Annotated in this window: 19 protein-coding genes and 2 pseudogenes; 19 read left to right on the top strand and 2 right to left on the bottom strand. The window is 60.0% G+C overall.

What is annotated here, in order from left to right; all coding sequences use genetic code 11:
* Position 1: 1 nt before the first annotated feature.
* The 17 genes and pseudogenes from J5289_RS19960 to J5289_RS19880 all read left to right on the top strand — a co-directional run bounded on the left by J5289_RS19960 (position 2) and on the right by J5289_RS19880 (position 19,187).
* Positions 2-2,689, top strand: coding sequence for a carbohydrate-binding protein (locus J5289_RS19960; protein WP_209188141.1), 2,688 nt, complete (start codon positions 2-4; stop codon positions 2,687-2,689).
* 4 nt (positions 2,690-2,693) lie between these two features.
* A complete protein-coding gene (locus J5289_RS19955; protein ID WP_209207468.1) occupies positions 2,694-4,940 on the top strand; it encodes a trehalase family glycosidase in 2,247 nt (748 codons plus the stop codon).
* A gap of 357 nt (positions 4,941-5,297) precedes the next feature.
* The gene (locus J5289_RS19950; protein ID WP_209188143.1) at positions 5,298-6,374 is read left to right on the top strand and encodes a PotD/PotF family extracellular solute-binding protein; all 1,077 of its coding nucleotides are present in this window, start codon (positions 5,298-5,300) and stop codon (positions 6,372-6,374) included.
* A complete protein-coding gene (locus J5289_RS19945; protein WP_142831793.1) occupies positions 6,364-7,278 on the top strand; it encodes an ABC transporter permease in 915 nt (304 codons plus the stop codon). The genes J5289_RS19950 and J5289_RS19945 overlap by 11 nt, the downstream gene beginning before the upstream one ends.
* 14 nt (positions 7,279-7,292) lie before the next feature.
* Positions 7,293-8,072 (top strand): ABC transporter permease, encoded by a 780-nt coding sequence (locus J5289_RS19940; RefSeq protein ID WP_142831792.1) that lies wholly within the window; start codon positions 7,293-7,295, stop codon positions 8,070-8,072.
* Complete coding sequence (locus J5289_RS19935) at positions 8,059-9,108, top strand: ABC transporter ATP-binding protein (RefSeq protein WP_209188145.1); 1,050 nt, start codon at positions 8,059-8,061, stop codon at positions 9,106-9,108. The genes J5289_RS19940 and J5289_RS19935 overlap by 14 nt, the downstream gene beginning before the upstream one ends.
* Entirely contained in the window at positions 9,108-9,707 is a 600-nt protein-coding gene (locus J5289_RS19930; RefSeq protein WP_209188164.1) for a cysteine hydrolase family protein, read from the top strand. The genes J5289_RS19935 and J5289_RS19930 overlap by 1 nt, the downstream gene beginning before the upstream one ends.
* Positions 9,708-9,762: 55 nt before the next feature.
* Complete coding sequence (locus J5289_RS19925; protein ID WP_142831789.1) at positions 9,763-10,245, top strand: MarR family winged helix-turn-helix transcriptional regulator; 483 nt, start codon at positions 9,763-9,765, stop codon at positions 10,243-10,245.
* 51 nt (positions 10,246-10,296) lie between these two features.
* Positions 10,297-12,666: a glycoside hydrolase family 3 C-terminal domain-containing protein gene (locus J5289_RS19920; RefSeq protein ID WP_142831788.1), complete on the top strand. Its 2,370-nt coding sequence runs from the start codon at positions 10,297-10,299 to the stop codon at positions 12,664-12,666.
* 396 nt (positions 12,667-13,062) lie between these two features.
* Positions 13,063-13,354: pseudogene (locus tag J5289_RS19915) on the top strand (integrase core domain-containing protein); the annotation flags it as partial.
* Positions 13,355-13,521: 167 nt separating this feature from the next.
* Complete coding sequence (locus J5289_RS19910) at positions 13,522-13,932, top strand: SyrB-like regulator (protein WP_142831787.1); 411 nt, start codon at positions 13,522-13,524, stop codon at positions 13,930-13,932.
* Positions 13,933-14,073: 141 nt separating this feature from the next.
* Positions 14,074-14,676, top strand: coding sequence for a hypothetical protein (locus J5289_RS19905; protein ID WP_209188146.1), 603 nt, complete (start codon positions 14,074-14,076; stop codon positions 14,674-14,676).
* A 27-nt stretch (positions 14,677-14,703) separates the two neighbouring features.
* The gene (locus J5289_RS19900) at positions 14,704-15,291 is read left to right on the top strand and encodes a hypothetical protein (RefSeq protein WP_142831785.1); all 588 of its coding nucleotides are present in this window, start codon (positions 14,704-14,706) and stop codon (positions 15,289-15,291) included.
* 568 nt (positions 15,292-15,859) lie between these two features.
* Complete coding sequence (locus J5289_RS19895; RefSeq protein ID WP_209185957.1) at positions 15,860-16,036, top strand: hypothetical protein; 177 nt, start codon at positions 15,860-15,862, stop codon at positions 16,034-16,036.
* Positions 16,015-18,108, top strand: coding sequence for a hypothetical protein (locus J5289_RS19890; RefSeq protein ID WP_219276616.1), 2,094 nt, complete (start codon positions 16,015-16,017; stop codon positions 18,106-18,108). Before J5289_RS19895 ends, J5289_RS19890 begins: the two co-directional genes overlap by 22 nt.
* Positions 18,109-18,116: 8 nt before the next feature.
* Positions 18,117-18,860, top strand: coding sequence for a DUF6118 family protein (locus tag J5289_RS19885; RefSeq protein WP_209207803.1), 744 nt, complete (start codon positions 18,117-18,119; stop codon positions 18,858-18,860).
* A 39-nt stretch (positions 18,861-18,899) separates the two neighbouring features.
* Complete coding sequence (locus J5289_RS19880) at positions 18,900-19,187, top strand: integration host factor subunit beta (protein ID WP_219276614.1); 288 nt, start codon at positions 18,900-18,902, stop codon at positions 19,185-19,187.
* Positions 19,188-19,287: 100 nt separating this feature from the next.
* On the opposite strand, the gene J5289_RS29915 is transcribed toward J5289_RS19880, so the two are convergent.
* Together J5289_RS29915 and J5289_RS19875 are read right to left on the bottom strand one after the other, a co-directional pair.
* The gene (locus J5289_RS29915; protein ID WP_374108304.1) at positions 19,288-19,599 is read right to left on the bottom strand and encodes a hypothetical protein; all 312 of its coding nucleotides are present in this window, start codon (positions 19,597-19,599) and stop codon (positions 19,288-19,290) included.
* 708 nt (positions 19,600-20,307) lie between these two features.
* Positions 20,308-21,276, bottom strand: coding sequence for a LysR family transcriptional regulator (locus J5289_RS19875; protein WP_142831780.1), 969 nt, complete (start codon positions 21,274-21,276; stop codon positions 20,308-20,310).
* 131 nt (positions 21,277-21,407) lie between these two features.
* Between J5289_RS19875 and J5289_RS19870 the strand changes: the two genes are divergently transcribed.
* Together J5289_RS19870 and J5289_RS19865 are read left to right on the top strand one after the other, a co-directional pair.
* A complete protein-coding gene (locus J5289_RS19870; RefSeq protein ID WP_142831779.1) occupies positions 21,408-22,022 on the top strand; it encodes an FMN-dependent NADH-azoreductase in 615 nt (204 codons plus the stop codon).
* A 515-nt stretch (positions 22,023-22,537) separates the two neighbouring features.
* A pseudogene (locus J5289_RS19865) lies at positions 22,538-23,103 on the top strand (nitrilotriacetate monooxygenase); the annotation flags it as partial.
* Between the last annotated feature and the right edge of the window lie 257 nt (positions 23,104-23,360).

Here is a 23,360-nt window from a genome sequence, read left to right as displayed (position 1 = left end):
ATTGCCGGAAACAGCATCCATTTCGAATATCGATAGTCGGACGATCTTCCAGAGTCCGACAAATGCGTTTCGCCCATCCGCCTACTGGTTCTGGCACAGTATTCCGGACAAGGCGACCTGCCGGACGCAACTTGTCGATTTCCAGGCAAAGGGTATCGGCACCATCCTGATCCAGGCACGGCTTGCCCTGCCGCTTGAAGCCTATCTGTCATCCGATTATCTGGTCGCCTACCGGGATGCAGCCGATGTCGCGTCTGAACTCGAGCTGAAACTCGGCATGTACGACGAGTATAACTGGATCAGCGGTCACGCCGGTGGCCGCACGGTGGAAGGACGGGACGATCTGCGGGAACGCCACCTGTTCTGGTCGTCAGCCCTGCATAGCGAAGGGGGGATCAGCGCCATCCGTCCATCCTTCACGCAGACGATGGGTGCCGATATCATTGCCTGGCAATACGAAGGTGGGCGCATCGAGTGGCGCAAATGGACGATCGAGGCGGCGCTGCTGCATCCTTCCGCTACGATCGACAGCCTGGACGAGATAGTCGATGTGACTTCGCGCGTCCGCATCACCGACTCCGATCCCATAGCCTGCCATTATGCATATGATGGCGAGATCGCATCAGGCTCCATGCTGACGGTTTTCGTCAGCGCACGCTCCGCGACCTCCAGGATCATCAACTACCTGCTGCCCGAGGCTGCCGAGCGCTTCATCGATGTCGGCCTCGAGCCCCTCGTCGCGGCACTGGGCGAACACGTGCCGCGCACGGTGCAATCCGTATTCTACGATCAGCCCGCCCCCGGTTTCTACCGCTGGGACGAGATGGTCGGCAATCTCGGCAACAGCCTGCTGTATGCGCCTGGCCTTCGGGACCATGTTGAAGCAAATGCTATGGCACCCTTCGCGCATGCCCTGCTTGCGGTCGTCCGTGACGTCGGACCCCGGACGCTGCCGCTACGTGCACGGTTTCACGCCGCCTATTCCGCCCTGATGAATGAAGCCTTCTTCGGCACGCTCCGGAAATGGGCGGAGGAAACGCGTATCGTCCTGACCGGGCATGAAGTGCTGGCCCATGTCGGTTCCTGGGCGCCCAATGGCGGCTTCACGAGCATCGATCCGCGCGTCGCGCCTGCCGTCGACTTCTTCGGCATCGATGCCTTCCGCCATCAGACGGCGGTGGATGCAAACAACCTCGAACCGCAGCTTTCCGCCAAGCTGGGCGATTCCGTCGCCCGCTCGAACGGGCGCAGCCGCTGCGTCGTCGAGACCTATTTCAGTGCCGGACGCACTGAGGTCAGAGCTGCTGGCCAGTGGGAGGTGACGCTTGAGGCTGCACGCGCTGGGGCCATCCGCCTCGCCTGCCTCGGCGCCCGGCAGTTCCTCTGGCACGGCGTCTACCTGACGGACGGTCGCGACAATGACCCGACGCCCTTCACCAATCCGCGTTTCGACTTCGCCCCCGGCATCAACTTCGAGCCGTGGTGGAGCTATCACGATCTCTTTGCACTGGAGATCGCGCGCGTCTCCGCTTTCATCGAGCCGGCCACGCCGCGGACACCGGTCGCGATCCTCTATCCCCTGTTTACATCCTTTGCCGAAGGGCCCCGGCACAGCCATGCCGCCCATATTGGAGCCTGGTGCGAGCATTTGCTGGCCCAAGGCTGCGACTTCATGTTCGTAAGCGAGCGTGATGTCGCCGATGCAACATTTGAACACGGGTGCCTGCTCGCATCCGGTCTTGCTTTCGACGCGGTTGTCTTGCCGTCCACCACCGTGGTGCAATCGGCAGCGACGATCGAGAGGCTCGATGCATTCCGGAATGCCGGCGGCCAAGTGTGGTCGTCCGGCGAAAGGCTGTCAGGGGTCTGCGCCGGGCAGCAGGCGGTGGGTCCCATCGAGGCAAGCAGGCATCTGGAGGCCATGCCGGATGCGGAGGCAATGTCCGCGCTGCTCTCGACCATCGCTTCATCAGGCCCACAGATACAGGGTGGCAAACCAAGGCACTGGGTCGGCTACGATCGGGAAGGCTGGTGGCGGATGGTTGTCTTCAACGATGGCACGCAAGAGATGCGTTTTGAGATCGCGCTTGGTGAGGGCTTCGCCTACCAAACATGGGATCCGGAACAAGGCGCTGCGGAGACGTTCGCTGGCGTCCGGCGCCTGGCTGTCCTTCTTGAGCCGCACGAGGTCCGTTGCATCCGCCTTTGCGCAGCTTCGCAGGCGGTTGCCGGATCTGGCCGGCTATCGAGCCAGCCGCCGCTTGACCGAAGCCGGACAGTCGCCTTGGCAGCCGGATGGACGTTCTCGGCCGGGCAAGGCCAGGATTTCATATCCATATCCGTCGAAAGCGGCTGGGAGGTGCAAGGCTTTGAGGCCTTCAGCGGAACCGGCATCTATCGCCTCTCCTTCAGCGTGGACGACGAAGGCGACTGGATACTGGAACTGTTGGCGGTGCATACGGTCGTAACCGCTTATCTCGACGGAGCCCAAGTGGGACGGCGCGGATGGCGGCCCTATCGCTTTTCGCTTAGTCGCCTTGCCGCCGGCAGGCATCAACTCGAGCTTCATGTCGCCAATACGGCGGCAAACCGCTACTACCACAACACACCCTATCTCGGCAGCACCCTGGACAAGAGCGGGTTAAGCGCCCCGCCTCGCCTCGTGCCGCTGCGAAACCGACTGGAATGAGATCATGCTGAAACACTCGACAGTTCCCCTGATGCGCGCCTGGAATAGCTGGTCAGACAGACCCGCAGAAATGGTGTTCCTGCCGCTCGGCGTGCGCATCACGCCCGTTCTCTATTCCACGCGCAGCCGCACAACATCCATCATCGAGCCGCGGCGTGACCCCGTGCGCCTGGGCCGCCACGCGCTCGATGGGTCGTTGATCGAGCTGGAAACCGACCACAGCGGCACGACCGTCGCGTTCAGGACCGATAAGGCCGATCCTTTCGCGGTTCGCGGCAGCTGGGAGGGCAAGGCTGCGGGTGAATGGGGCCTGCGCTTCTGGTTGACGCTGGCAGTCTCGGCCGATAGCGGCGAAATGGTCACTTACGAGGCAGTCCGCGGCATTACCCTCGTCAAGATCGGCACGCGCTTCGTGGCAGTCGCCACTGCGGAGGCGCCGGTGCATGTGACGGGCCATGACACAGTAGAGGCGCTCAGGGCCGATTTTGAGGCGAACGGTTATTTCTACACCGCGAGCCGGAAGAACGTTGCGCCTGTCATCGGCCTGCGCTTCAATCTGGAAATGATGCGCCAGGGCGCCTATGCCGCCGCAGTGGCCGACAGTGCGGAGCTTGCCATCGCAAAGGCCGAGGCTTGCCTCGCCGCCGGAAAGGCGGCCGCCGCTTCAAGCGCCCATGACGGCAACTATGAAGGATCGCTCGATGCGATCCGCGATGTGGTTGCCTGGAACACGATCTGGGACGAGACCAATGCGCGGCCCTACACGGCCGTGACACGCATCTGGAATCTCGGAAAATTTGCAGTCTGGTACAACGACCAGCTGTTTGCGGCACTGCTCGCCGGCGTCTTCGATGCCGATCTGGCGCGCGAGAACATGGCGACGGCAATGGCGAGCGCCACGCCCCAGGGCAACATCGCCTGCATCGTCACCTCGAACGATGCCTGGGTGGATCGCAGCCAGCATCCGAACGGCGCGCTCGTCGCCTGGCAGCTCTACCAGCGCACCGGCGAACGCTCGCTGCTGGCCGCAAGCTACGACGCGCTGGCCCGCAATCAACGCTGGTGGCGCGAGCATCGCGATCCCGATACGTTCGGGCTGCTGTCCTGCGGCACATCCGATGTCGGCGAAGGTCTCTATAAGGGCACGCATTTTGCCGCGCGCAACGAGACCGGCATGGACAATTCCTCCACCCATGACGAGGCCATCTACGATCCCGTCACCCGCACCCTGTCGACATTCGATCTGGGGCTGAATTGCGCCGCGGTGCTCGATGCCGAAATGCTGGCGAAAATGGCCGCGGTTCTCGGCAATGATGACGATGCCCGTGAATTCGGAGAGATTGCCGAGCGGTGCCGGAAGCTGATCTCGGAGCATCTGTGGGACGAGAGCAGAGGCATATTCGCCAACCGCCAGCGCCACGGCGGCTTCGTCCGCTCACTTTCGCCCACTAGCTTCTATCCCCTCCTGTGCGGCGCGGCCAGCCCGGAGCAGGCCGAGCGGCTGCTTGGGCACCTCAATGACGAGAGCACCTTTGGCGGCGACTACGTCCTGCCGAATGCGACGCGCGACGACCCGGCGTTTACCGACAACGTATACTGGCGCGGCCGCATCTGGCCGAACGTCAACTACATGGTCTGGCTCGGCCTGCGCCGCTACGGTTTTGCGGCCGAGGCAAGCAAGCTCGCGCGTCAGAGCTATGAACTCTTCATGAAGAACTGGAGCAAGAACCGTATCGCGTCGGAAAACTACAATGCTGTGACCGGCGAGGCGATGGACCAGGGCGATACGGATCCCTTCTATATCTGGGCAGGCTTGCTGCCACTGATGGCCGTCGGTGAGATTGTCGACTTCGATCCGTGGACCGGCTGGACACTGCACAACACGCGTGCCGATCTTTCGATCGGGCCGATGCTGTCTCCTTCCGGCATGATGTCGCTATCTGTTGCCGGCGGCCTGCTGGAGATGACGCTGGACGGACGCCTGTCGCTCACGACCGATCTCCAGACCACCCTGTCGCAGATCGCCTTCAGCAACGCACGTTTTGCCTGCACGATCGGACCGGTGGATGGCGCCGGTTTCATCAGCCTGCCGCACGTCGCTACCGGCAGCATCGTGGCGGCGCGGCTAGGTGGCGAGGAGCTCGCTTTCGAGGCGGTTGCGGACGGCGTCCGCGTCGAAATTTCGCCATGCGCCCTAGGCCGGAACTTGAATCTCTTTTTTTTTGACAGCGCGGGCGTCAATGGCAGTTGATGGAACTTGACATGTGACAAATACGCATATTACTTTGCATACAAAGTAAAAAGACTGCCGAAAGAGCAAGAGGGTTGAACGGAAGTCTGCGCATCGGGGCGCTCTGCTCGTGGTGGAGACATTCTACTGACTGTGGCTGATTGATTGCGTTATTTTGGTGCTGTTGCGAACGGCGCTGCGACGACGCTTGCCTTCAGAGACGCATGCCCAGGTTGTTCGCCTCTCCTATATTAGTTTGTATACAAATCATATGGCGCGTTTTGTGAAACGCGAATTGCCTTTGATTTTTATATCGCTTGGGTCGTCGGCTTCGGCCGTGGACACTGAAAACAGAGAATTTTCATGAGGGGTTACACAATGACTGAAATCACAAGACGCAACGCGCTGAAGCTAATGTCCGGCGCAATGATTGCCGGTGCAACATTCTCGGGCCTGCCGAGCCGTGCCTTTTCGGCCGGCAAGATCACGGTTCTAAACTGGCAGGGCTACGGCACCGACGAAGCTTGGTCGATCAAGGCCTTCGCCGAAAAGACCGGCATCGAAGTCGTCCACGACTACTACAGTTCGGAATCGGAAATGCTGACCAAGCTGCGCACCAATCCGGGCGCCTACGACATGGTCATCCTGAACGCCGCCCGCTGCGCGCAGGCAACGGCGGAAGATCTGCTGCAGCCGATCGATTTCAGCAAAGTTCCGAACGCCGCCACGATCGATCCCAACCTCCGCTCAAACGTCAACTTCCTGAAGGACGGCAAGGGATATGCGGTTCCGTGGGTCTGGGGCATGACCTCGCTGGCGATCCGTGACGGCATGCCTGTTCCGGACAGCTACAAGTTCTTGGCTGATCCGGCCTACAAGGGCCGCGTTGCCATGGACGACGACGCGATCATCTGCGTTGCCGCCGGCGCTCTGATGACCGGCCAGGACATTAACAATCCCAAGGATCTAGGCGCCGTCCGCGATGCGCTGAAGTCCATCAAGCCGAACGTAAAGCTGCTTTGGTCGACGGAAGACCAGTGGAACAAGTCGTTCGCAGCCAAGGAATTCGACCTCTCGCTGTTCTGGTCGGGTGGCTCCGTGCGCTCAAAGCGCAATTCGAAGCTGCCTGTAGATTTCGTCGTTCCCAAGGAAGGCGGCATCGGCTGGGTGGACGGTCTCGGCATTCCGGCATCCGCGCCGAATGCGGAAGGCGCATTGGCCTTCGCAAACTGGCTGATCGACCCGACCTTCTACCTTGAATGGGCGACCAAGGTCGGCGCGCCGGCATCGTCCAACTCGGCAGCACTGGCCGCTCTTCCGGCCGACGACCTGAGCCGCCAGGTTCACAAGCCGGAATACCTCAAGACCATGGGCATCATGTCGGCTCTCCCGGATGATCGCCGCGAAGCATTCAACAACCTGTGGCAGGAAGTGAAAGCCTTCTATGCGGAATGAGACCGGTACACTGACGTCGGAGCGCAGACCCTCGGGTCTGCGCTCAAGACGCGCCCTTCCATCCTGGGTTTCGACGACGGCCCTGCTGATGCCGACCTATGGCTGGCTGACCCTCGCTGTTTTCCTGCCGTTGCTGACCATGCTGGTCTTCAGCTTCATGTCGGCCACTCCGATGGGCAAGGCGCCAATCGTCTTCACCCTGAAACAGTACCGGGCCTTCATCGACCAGCCCTATCTGGTCGGCATTGCTGTCACGTCGCTGCTGATCGGCTTCTGGACGACGCTTTCCTGCGCCGTGATCGGTTTTCTGGCGGCTGTCGCGCTCACCCGCTCCACCTTCGGCAAGACGCGCGAAATGCTGCTGATCCTCATCCTCCTGCCATTCTGGACCAACGGTTTGGTTCGCGTCTTTTCCTGGACGATGGTGCTGCGCGAGAACGGCTTCCTCGACACGCTGTTCCACATCGTCTTTCCCGAAGCCGGCTCGATCGGCTTTCTCTACAGTCGTTACGCGATCGTCGTCGGCCTGGTACATGGCTACCTGCCCTACATGATCCTCACCTGCTACATCGCGCTGGTGACTATCGATGAGGCGATCATCGAGGCTGCCTCCAGTCTCGGTGCGCGCTGGTGGACCATTCTCTTCAAGATCCTCGTGCCTATGGCAGCACCCGGCCTTGTCTCGGGCGCCGTGCTGACCTTCATTCCGGTGATCGGGTCCTTCATGGAACCTCGCATTCTCGGTGGCCGCGTCGGCGTGACGATGGGCACGGTCATCGAGGACCAGTTTACGCAGGCCTTCAACTGGCCGCTTGGCGCCGCGTTGTCTTTCACGCTGCTTGCCGTCGTGCTGGCTATCTTTGCAACGTTCTCGGGCGTCCTGCGCCGCGGCACCACAGCCTAGGGAGGAGACACCGAATGAAATCGCTTGGCCGTTTCTATCTGATCGCCATCCTTGTCTTCCTCTACACTCCGATCCTCGTGATGATGGCCATGGGCTTCAACGCCTCGCCGCTCTACGAACTGCCCTTCACCTTCTCCACCCGCTGGTATGAGGCGCTCTGGAACAACAGCATCCTGCTGACCGCAGGCATGAACAGTATCATCATCGCCGTCATCACCGCTATTTTGGCGACCACGCTCGGCACGATGGCATCGGTTGCCCTATCGCGCAGCACGTTCCGCGGCAAAAGCTTCCTGCAGATCATGCTGCTGCCGCCGATCGCCATTCCGTGGCTGATCACCGGCACGGCCATGCTCATCTTCTTCTACTGGACCGGTATCGGTCGCGGCATGCATGCGATCATCATCGGCCATGTCGCCCTTGCCATCCCCTATGTGGTGCTGGTGGTCGGAACGGGCTTCCGGACGATCCGGGCCGACCTCGAGGAGGCCGCCATGAGCCTGGGCTCCACGCCCGTCCATGCCTTCTTCTCGGTGACCCTGCCGCTGCTCTATCCCAGCATCCTGGGGGCTGCCCTGTTCGCCTTCGCGGTCTCGCTCGACCAGTTCGTGATCTCTTATTTCCTCGCAACACCCGGCTTCACAACATTGCCGGTTCAGATTTACTCCTCGATCCGCAAGGGCTTCACCCCTGAAATCAATGCGATCTCGACTGTTCTTCTTCTCGGTTCGATGACCGTGATCCTGATTTTTGCGCGCTTCGCCAAGCCCGGAGACACAAGTGACAAACGTTAACGTCCATTCCGTTGCCAAGACCTACGGCACAACGCCTGTTCTCGCCGATATCACCACCGAATTCCCGGAGGGCTCGTTCACCAGCCTTCTCGGACCGTCCGGCTCCGGCAAGACGACGCTCCTGCGCATCATCGCCGGCTTCATCAAGCCCGACCAGGGGGTCGTGACCATCGGCAGCAAGGATGTCACAAACGTGCCCGTCTGGGGACGCAACATTGGCATGATGTTTCAGTCCTACGCGCTGTTTCCGCACATGACGATCGCCCAGAACGTGGCTTTCGGTCTCGAGCGCCGCGGCATCAAGGGTGCGGCGGCCCGCAAAGAAGTCGATCGCGCCCTCGACATGGTGCGCCTGCCCGGTTTTGCCAACCGCATGCCGAAGCAGCTCTCCGGCGGCCAGCAGCAGCGTGTTGCGCTGGCACGCGCCATTGTCATCAAGCCGAGCGTGCTGCTGCTCGACGAGCCGCTGTCAGCGCTCGACCGCAGGCTTCGCCAGGAGATGCAGGTCGAACTGCTGCGCATCCAGCGCGAGAGCGGGCTTACGACAATTTTCGTCACCCACGACCAAGAGGAAGCCCTGACCCTGTCCGACAAGGTCGCCATCCTCGACAAGGGCCGCATCATCCAGATCGGCGCGCCCGACGCTGTCTACGAAAAGCCGCTGACGCGCTTTGCCGCGGAGTTCCTGGGCGATTCCAACTTCCTCACCGGAACCGTCGAGGACGGCGGAGTTAAGCTCCCGGATGGCACAATTGTGCGCAGCGCCAGCCCCCTGCCGGCCAACGGCACCAAGGCGACGCTGGCAGTCCGCCCCGAGAAGATGTTCATTGCCGCCGGCAATGGCGAAGGCAACAACCTGACGGCACGCATCACGACGGTGATCTATGCCGGAGCGGTGCTTTCCTATCTGCTGGAAACAGCCGATGGCATCCCTCTCAAGCTCTTCGTGCAAAACAGGGACGGCACCTTGCTCAGCGAAGGCGATACGGTGACACTGAACTGGTCGCCGGAACACACCGTCAGCGTACTGGATTGATGATGACGGGCGCGCCGCTGTCCGGCAACGTGTCGCTTGTCGTCATCGACATGCAACGGCTCTTTGCCGAAGAGACGGCCTGGTTCACGCCTGGCCTCGCCGCCATCGTGCCGAATGTGTCGAAGCTTGCCGAAGCGCAGCCGGACAGGACGGTGTTCGCCCGGTTCGTCGTGCCCCAACAGCCGGCGGATGCGAGGGGACAATGGCAGAGCTACTACGAGCGTTGGAAGGCAGTGACGCTGGACGAACTCGATCCGGCAATGCTGGACCTCGTCGCGCCGCTGGCGTCGCTGGCACGGCCGGGTTCGATCGTCGACAAGAAGACCTATTCTGTCTTCGAGACTCCGGGCTTCGTGGAGCGCCTGGATGCACAGGGTATAGATACGATCGTCTTCACCGGTGTCGAGACGGATGTGTGCGTCTATGCCAGCGCGCTCGATGCCGTGGACCTCGGATACAAGGTGATCCTTGCCAGCGATGCCCTAGCCAGCGGCGACATGGTCGCCCATGAAATGGTGCTGACGCGGCTGGCGCCGAGGTTCTCGGAGCAGATTGAAATTTTGACGACGGACGCCATTCTGGATTGGTGGTCCGCATGACGGCTTTTCATGGGTCGCCGGCTTTCGGCAGCCATGAGCCAGGTTGAGAGAGAAGATGGACATTCCACTCAAGGGCAACGCCCGGGAATCGGACGGTACAGCAGCGCCAGCGGCGAAACGCGACCAGGCGCAGTATACGCTGGGCGAGCAGATCGGCTTCTTCCTGCGCCAGGCCAACCAGCGCCACGTGTCGATTTTCGCCAACCTGATCGCCGAGAAGCTGACGACCACCCAGTGGGCGGCGCTCGTCAAGCTCAAGGACCTGCAACCTTGCTCGCAGGGCAATCTCGGCCGCGAGACGGCGATGGACATGGCGACCATCAAGGGCGTCGTCGACCGACTCGTGAAGCGCGGCCTGGTGCATACGGCGCCTGACGCGGCGGATGCGCGGCGTCTCGTGCTGACGCTGACCGAAGAAGGCCGGGCTATGGTCGAGCGCAATCTTTCCATCGCGCTGGAGATCTCGCAGCAGACCCTTGGCCCGCTGACGGCCGCAGAACGCATGATGCTGATGGAACTGCTCCAGAAGATCTGTTGACGGGACTCGCGCGGTCCTTCCCTCCAGCATGCCGACAAAGGAAAATCCGCCATGTCTCCCGCTGACGAAAAGGAAATCCGCTCGCTGGTCGCGGCGATGACGCCGGCAGAGAAGGTCGAGCTCGTCAGCGGCTGCGGCCTCTGGAGGACAGCTGCAATCGACAGGCTGGGGATAAAATCCATCCTGATGACCGATGGAACCTATGGCGTTCGCTACTCGACGACACAGATCGATGCCGGCGACGACGCGGAGAATGGCCTTGCCGCATTTCTGGATGTGGTGAACCAGCAAGCCGACGACACAGCCGGCATGTTCGGCACGACACGCCCTGCGACCTGTTTTCCCAACGGAAACCTTGTCGGCTGCTCCTGGGACCTCGACCTGCTCTACCGGATGGGCGAGGCACTGGCGCGCGAATGCCGAAGCCTCGGCATCCATCTCCTCCTCGGCCCCGGCATCAACACGCGGCGCACGCCGCTTGCCGGACGGGCTTATGAATATTACTCGGAAGATCCGGTGATCAATGGCGAGCTTGCCGCCGCCCTGATTTCCGGCTTGCAGGACAATGGCATCGGCGCATCGCTGAAGCACTTCGCCTGCAATAATTCCGAGATCGAGCGGACGACGACCAGTTCCGACGTGGACGAGCGAGCCTTGCGGGAAATCTATCTCGCGGGTTTCGAACGGGCGATCGCAAAAAGCGCCCCGTGGACGGTCATGAGCGCCTATAACCCGGTCAATGGCGTCCAGGCCGCGGAGAACCCCTGGCTTTTGCAGCACGTGCTGCGCGACGAATGGGGCTATGATGGCCTCGTCTTGTCCGACTGGCACGCCATCAAGGACCGGCCCGCATCTCTGGTAGCCGGCAGCGACCTCGACATGCCGGAAAGCAAGCCCCGCAAGGCCCGCCTTCTCGCCGCCATCGAGGCTGGAAAAGTCGACGAATCCAGACTCGACGAGGCCTGCGCGCGGGTTATCGGCCTCGCCCATCATTGCCAAGCTGGCGCACAGCCGGCTGTGCCGGCGGACCTCGATCTCCACCATGCCCTCGCCCGCCAGATCGCCGCAGAATCCATCGTGCTGCTGCGCAACGAGCATCAGACCCTACCACTCGATGCGACCGCTTCCGGCGATATACTGGTCGTCGGGGACGGCGCCCTACTTCCGACGATCCAGGGATCGGGCTCCGCGACGACCAACCCATTTCGGGTCGACAGCCCGTTCACGCAAATCGCCGCGCGTGCTTCCCCTGATCTGACGGTGCGTCACGTTGCCTTTCCGGGGGCGGAGGACGCGACGCTGGGGTTTGCAACGCAGGCCGTCCTCGCGGCCGCCTCTTCGGCCCAGGTGGTCATCGTCTTTGCCGAGAACGAGAAGGCCCGCAATGGAGAGGGCAACGATCGCGACAGCCTCAGACTGGCCGCCGGCCATGACCAACTCATCCGCGCCCTCGCCGATGCCCGACGGAAGGTCATCGTCGTTCTCACCATGCCGGATGCGGTCGAGATGCCGTGGCTCGATCGCGTCGATGCCATTCTTGCCTGCTTCTACCCCGGACAGGGCGGCGGCGAGGCCGTTTCGCGGGTGCTGTTCGGCGAACAAAATCCGTGCGGGAAACTGACGACGACAATGCCTGCGCGCCTGGAGGATATCCCCGGCTGGCACACCTACCCCGGCGAAAATAGTCGGCATCTCTACAGCGAAGGAACATTCGTCGGCTACCGCTTCTATGACCTCAAGGCCATGCCGCCGCTTTTCCCGTTCGGCCATGGCATGAGCTACACCCAATTTTCCTACGAGGAGATGGTGCTGGACAGACAGGACATCGGTCCCTCGATGACTTGTACGGCCAGCATCACCATCCGCAATTCGGGATCAGTTGTCGGCAAGGAGATCGTCCAGCTATACGTCCGCCCCGTAAAGCCGGGCCTCAGGCGGCCCATCCGGGAACTCAAGGCATTTGCAAAGATCGCGCTCCACCCCGGCGAGGTCACCGTTGTGGCCCTGCCGCTCGCCCCGCGCGATTTCCAGTATTTCGATGTTTCCCGCGGCACTTGGGTGCTCGAAGCGGAGGCCTTTGTGATCGAAGCAGCCGCGTCCTCCCGCGACATCCGCCTGGAATGCCGCCTTGGCTGCGTCTCCGAGACCTTTCCCCCGGTGCCGCTATCGACGCTATCGCCACCGTCGCTTGTCTTTGCAAACGCAAAAGCCTCCCCGGCGCTGACGGCACTGCTGATGGCAAAACTCGATATGTCCGAGCCAAATGCCACTGCGCTCCTGAACAAGCTCGACGGATCGTTCCTCGGCTTTTATGACACGTTGAGTTGGTACATCGGCGACGAAATCGCCGAAGCAGATATCGAGGCACTCTTCACGGCGTTGAATGAGGGCGAACTGGAGGTGCCCAAAACCGGCGTTTAATGAGGCGGCTATGCGAGCAGGCATGTTGTCCCAACAGCGGCCCTTCTCGAGGTGGTCAGCGGAAGTACTCTGACATGGCCATTACGATGTGCCTAATCGTCAACCCGCGATCTTATGGCAACACGCTTTGGCGAGACTGTGGAGGTCATTATTCCGCCGCCCAAGACGGCAGTTCAAAGCTCCTAATCAGCGTTAGAACCATTGATACGCGATCGCCACATCACCGAAATCGAGACCGGAGGCCGGATGGCCTGGCAGTAATCCACTGGCTATAGAGCCTTAATCAGACGGGCACGTCTAGACCCAACCGATGATGGCTGGACGCCTGAAGATATCAACGCCATGCGCCGGGACAATCTGCCATTTCGCTGCCATCCGTTCGAGTTGGCCTGTGCTGATCTCGAAATAGAACATCGGCTGACCAAACCTCGACATCCATGGACCAACGGCCAAGTCGAGCGGATGAACCGTACCATCAAGGATGAAACGCTTCCACTACGACAACCACGATCAGCTACGTCATCATCTCATGGACTTCATCGATGCCTACAACTTTGGCCGACGACTAAAGGCCCTTCGAGGCCTTACGCCATACGAATTCATCTGCAAAATCTGGACAACCGAGCCGCGGAGGTTCACGATTAATCCAATCCATCAAACCTACCTAAAGAAGCAAGATGTCCCTTAAGCCAGGATGCAATCGCGGCCTACCACCCCTTGTGAAGCAATTCTGCAGATGCGAAATTTCGCTAGATTTCTGCCTCATTGATTGAAACAGACGGTAATGAAGTGCAGTTCTGTTGACACCAGCCGTTCTGAAGTCGAAAAGAATCTCACCCGCTCATGGAGATAGCAATGACTGACGAAACCGAAACAGGCGCGCAGATTGATGTTGTAGCACCGGATGCTCCGCCAGAAGCGCCTAAATCTAAAAAACAGCGCGCGCCTCGTCGTTCTAAGGCCGAAATTGAAGCCGCTACAGCTGCAAAGACACCGAAGGTCCGCCAGATGCGGATTGGCAAGGCTGAAGGCGGACCAGTGCGCGGGACAACTACCGTATCCGCTGCGACGACGAAGACAGAGGCCAAGGGTCCAGCAAATCCCAAGCCTGTCAGGCAGCCGGCAACACCGCCAGCACCTCTCACCGCTAGTGATGACATGGCTGATCTTCTTCAGCTTGAGGAAGACAACAAGAAACTTCGTCACGCCTTGGCCGAAAAGTTGCGCGCTGAAAATGCTGATCTGCGCAAGCGCCTCGGCGTTTGATCTCGCTTCAACTTTGCTCGCTGTTCGCGCAATCTATCTCCGTAACCATCAAATATCTTAGCTTTTAAAATATCTTGGCTCGATCCCGAGCCGGGACGGAGCTGTCAGAATTGTCACATCTGCGGCTCAGAAAGAAGTCCTATGAAACCACCTTGGAAATATCTAGCGCAGCTGCTGTCTCGGCAAAAATCCTCCGAGACAGCAAACGAAGCAGGCGCGCCTGACAGCGCTCAAAAGCTTGTCGAAATAGAACTGCGGCCAACTGCGACTATCCTGCTCTCGTCCCAGGAGGCAATCTCTGGAACCGTGCAAGTGAACGAGGGCAAGCATGAAGACCTAGCACCGGCGCTGGCGGCGATTGAGAACGAAATCGTTCCTGAGACGCCCGATCTGAAATTGGACTACCCCGAAACAGCTAAGGCCGAGGTGACTAAGGAGAAAGCGCAGTCCAACTCCGATCTGTTAGAAGAGCGGCTAGAGGTAGAGGCTGCTGCACAGTCGCCGAAGCTTCGGCAGGCGAGGTTGAAGTCCGCAACGAAAGTCCGCGTCGGCTCGCCAGATAAAATTCCTGGTGCCATCGCGGACTTGCCCATTAATGCCGCATCTTCGACCGCGGACCCTTTTTTTGAGACCCCGACAAGCCTGGATGAAGACATCAAACACCTCAAGGATCTGCTGGCGCAAAAGCTACGTATTCAAAATGCCCAGCTCAGAGAAATGCTCAAGCGCTTCGAACGCTCCTGAGTACGTAGACCACAGTCAGAGAAAAATATGAGAACACAGCAGCGCAGTTTCGTCGTCGAAATCAAATCGGCACGCCGGCGACTAAAAACACAGCCGAAATCCATCTGGGGCAACACCGATTTCGCGGCTCTGGTGAGAGATACCGAGGCAACCCTGCCGTTTCTGCACAACGCCAACTCGGAAACCCCGATCAGTTGTGAGAACCTGCCAACCGACCTGGAAAAGCAGATCGAAGTCGCCGATGTCAGCAAGGTCGGTGGAGAAACGCACAGTCTGTTGCCGGCAATCGATTCCGACCAGATTGAGCGAAATCATCAAGATGCGGTTCCAAATAATAGTCAGGTCGTGAAGGTGCCGGCCAGTGAGCCGACACGCCAGACAGTAAAGGCGCTTAAGCGTCGTTACACACGTCGCAGGTCTGTTGCCAAGGATGCAATCGCAGCGCCTTCTGTCGCGATGGCGGTCGACGTAGTCGAGACCCACTCCGATGACTTGGCATTGCTTTCTGCCGAAAACCTCCGCCTGAAGCGGCTCCTCGCGGAACAACTGAGGCACCAGAATGCACAGCTTAGGCAGATGTTGGAACGTTTTGGGATCGCCTCACGGGCAAATTGAGACCGTGTCGCAGTGCAGTCTTGTTTGGCGCATTAGGGAAATGGTCTTCAAGCACCCGCCGCTGTGACAGCGATCGAGCCATTGCTCTCGCCGGCTCGGGAGGTAGTAGATACAGACGGTAGCGACCCACGATTCTGCCTACGCTTATCCATCAAAGCAGGTTTCAAGGATGATGAATGCCGTATTTCCTGGTCTCCTACACCGCGCTAGTCGAGGCGGATGATGAAGCAACCGCTGCCCAAAAAGTTTATGGAGAAATTTGCGATAACGAAAACATAACCTTCACTGTTACGGCCGATGAGAGCGTCAGGACGAAAATCACGATCCCCACGCGCACGAGTCTAACTCGATGCCTAGCCGCCTTCTAAGAAGCCGCTAAAGGCCGGTAAGCCGGGGCTGGCCAAGGCAGTAGTCGCGTGGGATCCTGATTAACTATCAACAAGGATCCGGTAGCATTTCAAAACGCGTTTGCGTCCTTGATGGACCCGCCTGTTCTCATCGAGTTGCAAGCGACGCGGACTGACTTGGCGACGGGGAGATCGCCCTTCCGCGGTTTTCGACGCGCGAAATGGTCGATGTCGAGCACGCCATGGCCTGCCGGGCGGAGGTCTTGAAACATGCACGGAGCCATGGCGTCGACCGACATCATGTCGATCGTGCAATAGACAAGCAGGATATGGCGATCCGCACAAGTCTCATCGGCAACACGGCCGGCAAGATCGAGTGGGCCAAGATGGATCGGTAGATCGCGACCGGCGCCTGGAGACGGCGCATCTTTCCGATGAGCAGCGCGAGGCCTCGGTTGCCTTTGCCACTCATCGCACAGTGGACGGTCTGGCTACCTATCGGGACAACGGCAAGGTTTCGTTCAGCGAGACGCGCGAGGCGGCACGCGCCGAGATCGTTCGCGACTATCTTGCCGATCGGGAGCAGCGGCCGGACGGCAGCCGTGTGGCGATGGCGCATCGGCGTGCCGATGTTCGCGCCATCAACGAGGCAATCCGAAGCGAGCTGCAGGCGCGCGGCGCGCTTGCCAAGGTTCGCGACGGTGGCGATCTTCTGGAGAGAGGGGGTTCCGCCCCGGAGCAGCAGCGGCCGCAAGCCTTCACCTATCAGACCAATGATGGCCGCCGCGATTTTGCCGAGGGAGACCGGCTGGTCTTCCTGGAGAACGATCGCGATCTCGGTGTGAAGAATGGCATGCTGGGGACAGTCAAGGCCGTCGAGTCCGACGCACTACATGTGGAGCTCGACGGCAGTGTACTGTCGCCAGGGGATGGAGTTGGCCTGGTAAGGATAGACACAAATTCCTACCAAAGTTTTGATCATGGCTATGCGACGACGATCCACAAGAACCAGGGTGCGACAGTGGACAGGGCGTTCGTCATGGCGTCCGCGACAATGGACCGGCATCTGACCTATGTCGCCATGACCCGCCATCGCGACGGGGTGCAGCTCTATGGGAGCCAGGACGAGTTCAATCGCAATTGTGGTCGTCTGGTCGAGCATGGCGTTGCGCCCTTCGAACACAAGGCCGGTAACCGCGACAGCTATTTCGTAACGCTGGAAAACGATCGAGGCGAGAAGCACACGACCTGGGGCGTCGATCTCGGTCGGGCAATGGCTGAGGCGAAGCCGGAGATCGGAGACAGGATCGGGCTTGAGCATCGCGGATCCGAGACGGTTCATCTTCCAAACGGCACGACGGCCGAGCGCAATTCCTGGAAAGTCGCTGGCGCCGGCGAACTTGCCTATCGACAGATGGAAAGCCGGCTCAGCCGATCCGGCGTCAAGGAAACCACGCTCGACTATACCAGGGACTTTGCCGAGCGCCGTGGCGTCGCGCAGCATTTTGGCATCAGAAGCGAGATTGATCTTGCTCCTACCCCAAAGCTTGTCCAAGAATTGGTCTCCCGTGCGGACCATCCGGCACGGGAGGTTCAGGACCGGTCGGCACTGCGTGCCTCTGATGAGGTGCGACCCCCAATGCAGGCCGGTCCTGAACGCGATCCCGCTCGGGCTTTTTCCGACCACCAGCGGGCTCCGCGTCGTAGCGCATTTGCTGGCTTGAAGCTCGGGCACAGTGGAGCGTCGCAACCCCAGCCATCGCAAGATCGTCCCAAAACGGCGGAGGAGCGCCCTCCGCAGGCGGCAACCCCGAAGCGCAGCATCTTTGCCGGTTTGAAGCTGAATGCTGCCGCCAGGGAGCGTGAGCCGCCGGACAGGCCAGATATTCCACGATCGCCTGAGGCATGGCGGCGGCCGTCGCAGTTCGAGCAGGCGGTCGACCGGTATGCCCGCGCCTTCACCGCTGCAGCGAGGATGCAGGATCAGGGATTGCCCATTCTTGCGAGCCAGAAATTGGAACTGCAGGGAGCCGGCCGACAGATGGAGCAGGCGCAGCCTGGATCACCGGCACTCATGGCCTCAGCCGCCCGATATGATCCGGATATCTTGAAAGCTATGCGAGCCTATACCGGCCGCGAGCGCGTCAGTCATTTGATTGCCGGTATGGAGAAGGAAAGGGCTTTGCAGGCCGATCCGAACGTTCGGGCCGACCGGCTGATCAATCGCTGGCAGGAACTTCAGACGGAGCGCCAAGGCCTTCGCAGCTGGACCCATGACAAGGCCCGCGGCAAGGTCGAGGGTCAGATGCGCCAGGTATCTGCTCAGATCGAAAAGGATCCACAGGTGGAGGCTATCGTGCGCAGCCGCGCCCAGGAGCTCGGCATCGGCAATATCCGCCAGGAACAGACTATCGGCCGCGAGATGGACCGACAGATTTCTCGAGGGCGTGGCCAAGGGCTTGAACGATAGGAGTGCGTATGATTGACAGTACCGACGATCAGGAGCGGGGGATGACCTCCGAAATCGATGAGGCGACCGAAGCCTTCGAGGCCTTGCGCCGGACCGTGGAGAAGCTCGCCCGCGATCTCGGTGGCGAAATGGTGGTCATCCGCAAGGGCGTGGAGGCCGCCTTCGAACGGTTCGAGACGTTCCAGCAGCCGACCGACCACAGCGTGGATATCGGCCAGATCGCCGAGAGCCTGGTCCTGATCGGCAAGCATCTGACAGCGATCCAGAAATCCCCGGCCCTGAAGAACGGTCCCGAGCATTATGCCCGGGTGATCGAGATCGCCGCTGATCGCATTTCGGCAAACGCCGTTAGGACACTTGAGAACCGGGAGCGCGGTCTGCAGCGGGTAGAGGCCGACATCAGAGACGTCGTCAGCGGTGTTCGCGACCGGCGGCAGCAAGATCGGTGGCTGCTCGGCGCCGTGGCCGTCGGCATCGTCATGGGTGGCGTATTCCTGACCCTTGGGCCGCGCCTGCTACCGGGATCGATCGACAAGGCGATTGCCGCCACGGTCATGAATGCCGATCGCTGGGATGCGGGGATCGCCCTGATGCAGTCGGCAAGCCCCGAGGGATGGCGTGGTATTGCCGATGCCAATGCTCTCGTGCGTGCCAATCAGCAGGCGCTCACGACCTGTGCTGAAGCGGCCGCAAAGGCCAAAAGCGAGCAGCGTTGCGTAATCACAGTTGCCGTGCCAGCTTCCGACAAGTAACCAACATTCGTTCAGCCACCAGATTTTACAGGCCAAACAATGACAAGATCGGAACTCGTCCAAATCGTCGCGGCGCGCAATCCCCACCTCTACCACAGAGACGTCGAGCGGATCGTCGACATCATTCTCGAGGGAATTACCGAGGCCCTGGAAAAGGGCAACCGGGTCGAGCTTCGTGGGTTCGGGAGCTTCTCCGTGCGACACCGCCCGCCGAGATCCGGGCACAACCCGAGAAACGGGGAAACCGTCTTTGTCGATGACAAATGGGTGCCATTTTTTAAGGCCGGAAAGGAAATACAAGAGCACTTGAATTCCGGGAATTCGTAAGCCGGGAACGTATCGCGAAGCGAACCGAAGGTCTTATTGCAAGCTATGTGGCGTGCCCAAAAGATCGGCATTAGGCTCCCCTAGGCAGCCGAGCGGTACGTTAAATCGCGTCAAGCGCCCAGGTTTTATCGGCTTGGTAGGCGATGCACCGTTCAGATCCATTCGAGGGTCTCGGCACCAGACCGGGGGATGAAGGCCTGAACTGGATGACAGCCCAAACGATGCCAGCTTCATCGACAATCTCAAACTGCTGACCGCCAACAGGTTTTCCAGACGCGCTACAATCCGCAACGATCTCCTTTACGGATCGTTGCGCGTCGTCGATAGCCGCTTCAAGATCCTTAACTATACTTCCTTCCAAATCCTGGAAGAAGATTAGCCCGTTCCGAACGTGGAAGAAATATCGTTTCATCTTGAGTATGTACCGCCGGGGGATCATAAATCAATAGTTGCATGTTGCGATGATGCAATCAACCTAGATAGCAAGGTTGGATAAGCCCCTCAATTCGCTGGGGACTGAAGGTCTGGGTGGTTGCGCCATTAACAAGAGTTGGACACGATCAAGGCTCGTTAATTGAGAGATACATAATGCGTTTCCATGCGCCCGCCATTTCACGAGCCCGCCTTGAGCAGTTGCTTTCTCTCAACGCTCATTCCAAGCCGATTTCGCCTGGAGTCGACCTGAGAAGCCCCGAGCCAGAACAAACAAGCCTAAACGTTTCCCATCCAACGGAAAAAACCTCGCGCTAAGAGTGAGACGTTTTCCAAGCAATATCATGGAGTTGGCGCGTAAGGGTGATTTATGGAACTTTTGGATTGGTAATGTTGATCGGGCCGCAAAAGTTTACTCATCAGTTGGCGAACCTCGGTTGCGCTGTGTAGATCCTCTGACCCTACTGCACTCATCGCAGAAGGCTAAGTAGGTGGCCGAGATTTACTCCGCCGAAGTGGGACTATCCCGCCACCACCGTGGCCGACTTTTGCACCGCCGTTCTCATCGCTGACCTGAAAAGCGCCAAGATCGAAGATGTCAGCGTCATCGCCATCGGTTTTCACACCTTCAGGCTGGTGCTGTAGAAGCCAAGCGTCGAATCATCCGATGGGCGCCTATGGCGTCCATTCATTCCGCGGCGATGGCGTCTTCCGGCTTGTCAAAGGGCATCCGGCCTTCCATGAAATCGATGCGGCTCGGGCAGGTGGTCAGCCGCGAGCGAAACGCATCGACCATCCAGACGGTCGCCGGACCCGGCGGATGGGCAAGCTTGTGGATCGCATAGATCGGGTATTCGCCCTGCTCGTAGGCTTCAAGGTCGAGATGAACCAGGCGGCCGCTCAAAAGGTCCTCGCGGATCAGCGACGCCGGCAACCCGCCCCAGCCCAGGCCGCCCCGCACCAGATGATGCTTGGTGGCGACGTCGCTGACGCGCCAGGTCCGGTAGGACAAAACGTTGAAATCACGACCCTTGGTCATCGCCGTGGAATCGGTGACAACAAGCTGCACCTCTTCGCGGACATCGGCGATCGTCAACGGCCGGTCGATTGCGGCGAGCGGATGATTGGCAGCGGCGACCGGCATCATGAAGGAATGGCCGATGCGCTCGACTACCAACGAATCGTCCTGCTTGAAGATCGCACCGCCGATGCCAATCGTCGATTGACCGCTGGAGACTAGTTCCATGACGGCTCCGAGTTCGCCGACATTGAGACGCATAGAGACGGACGGATAACGGTCGCGGAACTCCCGCAGCACTTCGACCATCAGGCCGGTCGGCACCATGACGCTGATGGCCGCGGCGACCTCGGCCTCGATCCCTTCCTTGAGACTGCCGACGCGGGCGCGCATGACCTCCAAATCGGAGAGGATGCGGCGGGCATCCCCGAGCATGGCCGCACCGGCATCGGTCAACTTCGCCTGGCGGGCGCCGGAGCGTTCGAACAGCCCGACTTGAAGCTGTGCCTCCAGATTGGCGATCGTATAGGAAATCACCGACTGGGCGCGGTTTAGGGAGCGTGAGGCGGCTGAGAAGCTACCAGCCTCGGCGACAGCCAGAAATACCTGCAATTGGTCCAATGTCGGGTTAGGCAGCACGATCCATCCACTTCATCGATAACTGCGATCCATATTATCACAGTTTTTTCGATAGTCATGCTGGCCTATCTGTTCGGGGAACGGCATCGATTGCTGACTGAACCGCCGCCTATCGAAAAAGGAAATGCCTCATGTCCTCCATCCTTCTCCTTACATCCAGCCCACGCTCCGATTCTCTCTCGACCCAGATCGCCACTGAACTTGCCGAAAAGCTCAAGGCACAGACGCCCGGCGCAACGCTTGTGCACCGCGACTTGACCGCGACGGCGCTGCCGCACATCGACGAAGTGTTCACAACCGCCATTCGCACGCCAGCCGACGGCCGCACAGCCGAGCAGAATGAAGTGACGAAGACGTCAGACATGCTGACCCAAGAGCTTCTTGCCGCCGACACGCTGATCATCGGTACCGGTATGATCAATTTTTCCATCTACTCGTCACTGAAGAGCTGGATCGACAATATCGCCCGTGCCGGCCTGACCTTCAAATATGGCGAGACCGGCCCGATTGGCCTGACCAGCGGCAAAAAGGCTTATATCGTGCTTGCCTCCGGCGGGATCTATTCGACCGGCCCGGCCGAGGCGCTGAACCACGCCACGCCGTACCTGAAGTCGATTCTCGCCTTCATCGGCGTCACCGACGTCGAGACGGTGGTGGTCGAAGGCCTCGCCTATGGTCCTGAAGCGGCTGAGAAAGCCATTGCAGCTGCCCGCACCCGTTCTGACGAACTGGCGGCTGCTGCCTGATCCATAGCATTGTTGTGACGAGGGAGCGGCCGGAAACGAATCGGCCGTTTTCTATTGGGCCGCGTCTGACTTGGACCAGTTATTTTTAGCAACTTGCCTTTAATCGTATCCAAAATTTCTTCCGGCAACGCGGGGGGCATCAAGCGGCCTTCTTCGCCGGCCCAAAAGGATGCATCCAATCGCAGCGACCTGTATTGCCGCTGCGCAGAGGAACAGCAAGGTTGATCCGGCGGCATAGACACCGTCAGCCCCGCAGCAGACCAAAAGCTGCCGGCGCAAAGGCATGACCAGCCTAACCGATGGCGACCATCAGCGGCACCACGCGCGCGGTCTCTGCTGGGGGAACTCCTGCTGTGCGATGAGTAGCGGTAGCGATGTGGCGTTTCCAACTCCCAACCCAAACAGCGCGATGCCGAGAAAAAGCCACGGCCCACTGTTACCTACAGCAATAATGACCAGTACCGAACCGATTACCTGCACGCCGTAGCTGGCACAGGCGACAAGCCGGCGGCCGACTGAAGGCACGCGTTGTTGCCTTCGGACGCCGGCCGGAAGACGTGGCCGTGATGCCAGATTTCCTGGCGGTGATCGGCCGCACCTCGACCGAGGCAGCCGAAAAGCGGGCTGGGCTCGATCAATGGACGGACATCAAGAGCGCGATGCCGCGTCTCGAGGAACGGCTGGGCCATAGTCTGGCAGGCCGCGATCTCGATGCTCCCCTGCCCGATCTGCCGATCTCGGATCAGCCGCGCAGCCGCGACGAATTGCTGACCGAACTGGCGAAGCGGGAAAAGCTGACCATCCGTCAGTTGGCGCTGCGGGTTGCTGCAGGACGCGGCCATAACATGCTGGTCGGAACGCCGGTCGAGATTGCCGACCGGATGCAGCAGTGGTTCGAAGCTGGCGCCGCCGAAGGGTTCAATGTCATGCCGCCCTTCTTTCTGCAGGGACTGGAAGATTTCACCCAGTTGGTCGTGCCCATCTGCAGGAGCGCGGCCTGTTCCGATTGGACTACAGCGGTTCGACGCTGCGAGACCATCTCGGCCTCGATCAGCCCGCACTCCTTGCTGCTGCAGGGTGATAAACCGGAAACGTAGCGCGCCGCAGGTGGCCAAGGCGTTTTCGACTGACGCCGGCAATAGCGCCCCGACGCCGCAGCTTCGACCGAGCAAAACCATTTCCTTAAGGCAGGAAGAAAAAGAACAACCTGTCTTTCTCTGTTGCCGTTTCACGCTTAGATGCATTGCTCTATCCGCGGCGGGGTCATTCGTGAAGCGCGCACCATGCAAATCGATTTGCCCGGCGGCTGGACACGACAAACTCGTATCTACAGGCACG

Origin of the sequence: Rhizobium sp. B230/85 (assembly GCF_019355735.1) — a bacterium.
In the GTDB taxonomy this organism is placed as follows: Bacteria; Pseudomonadota; Alphaproteobacteria; order Rhizobiales; family Rhizobiaceae; genus Rhizobium; species Rhizobium rhododendri.
Note: the sequence above shows the minus strand (reverse complement) of the source record. Positions and strands in the feature narration are given on the sequence as shown.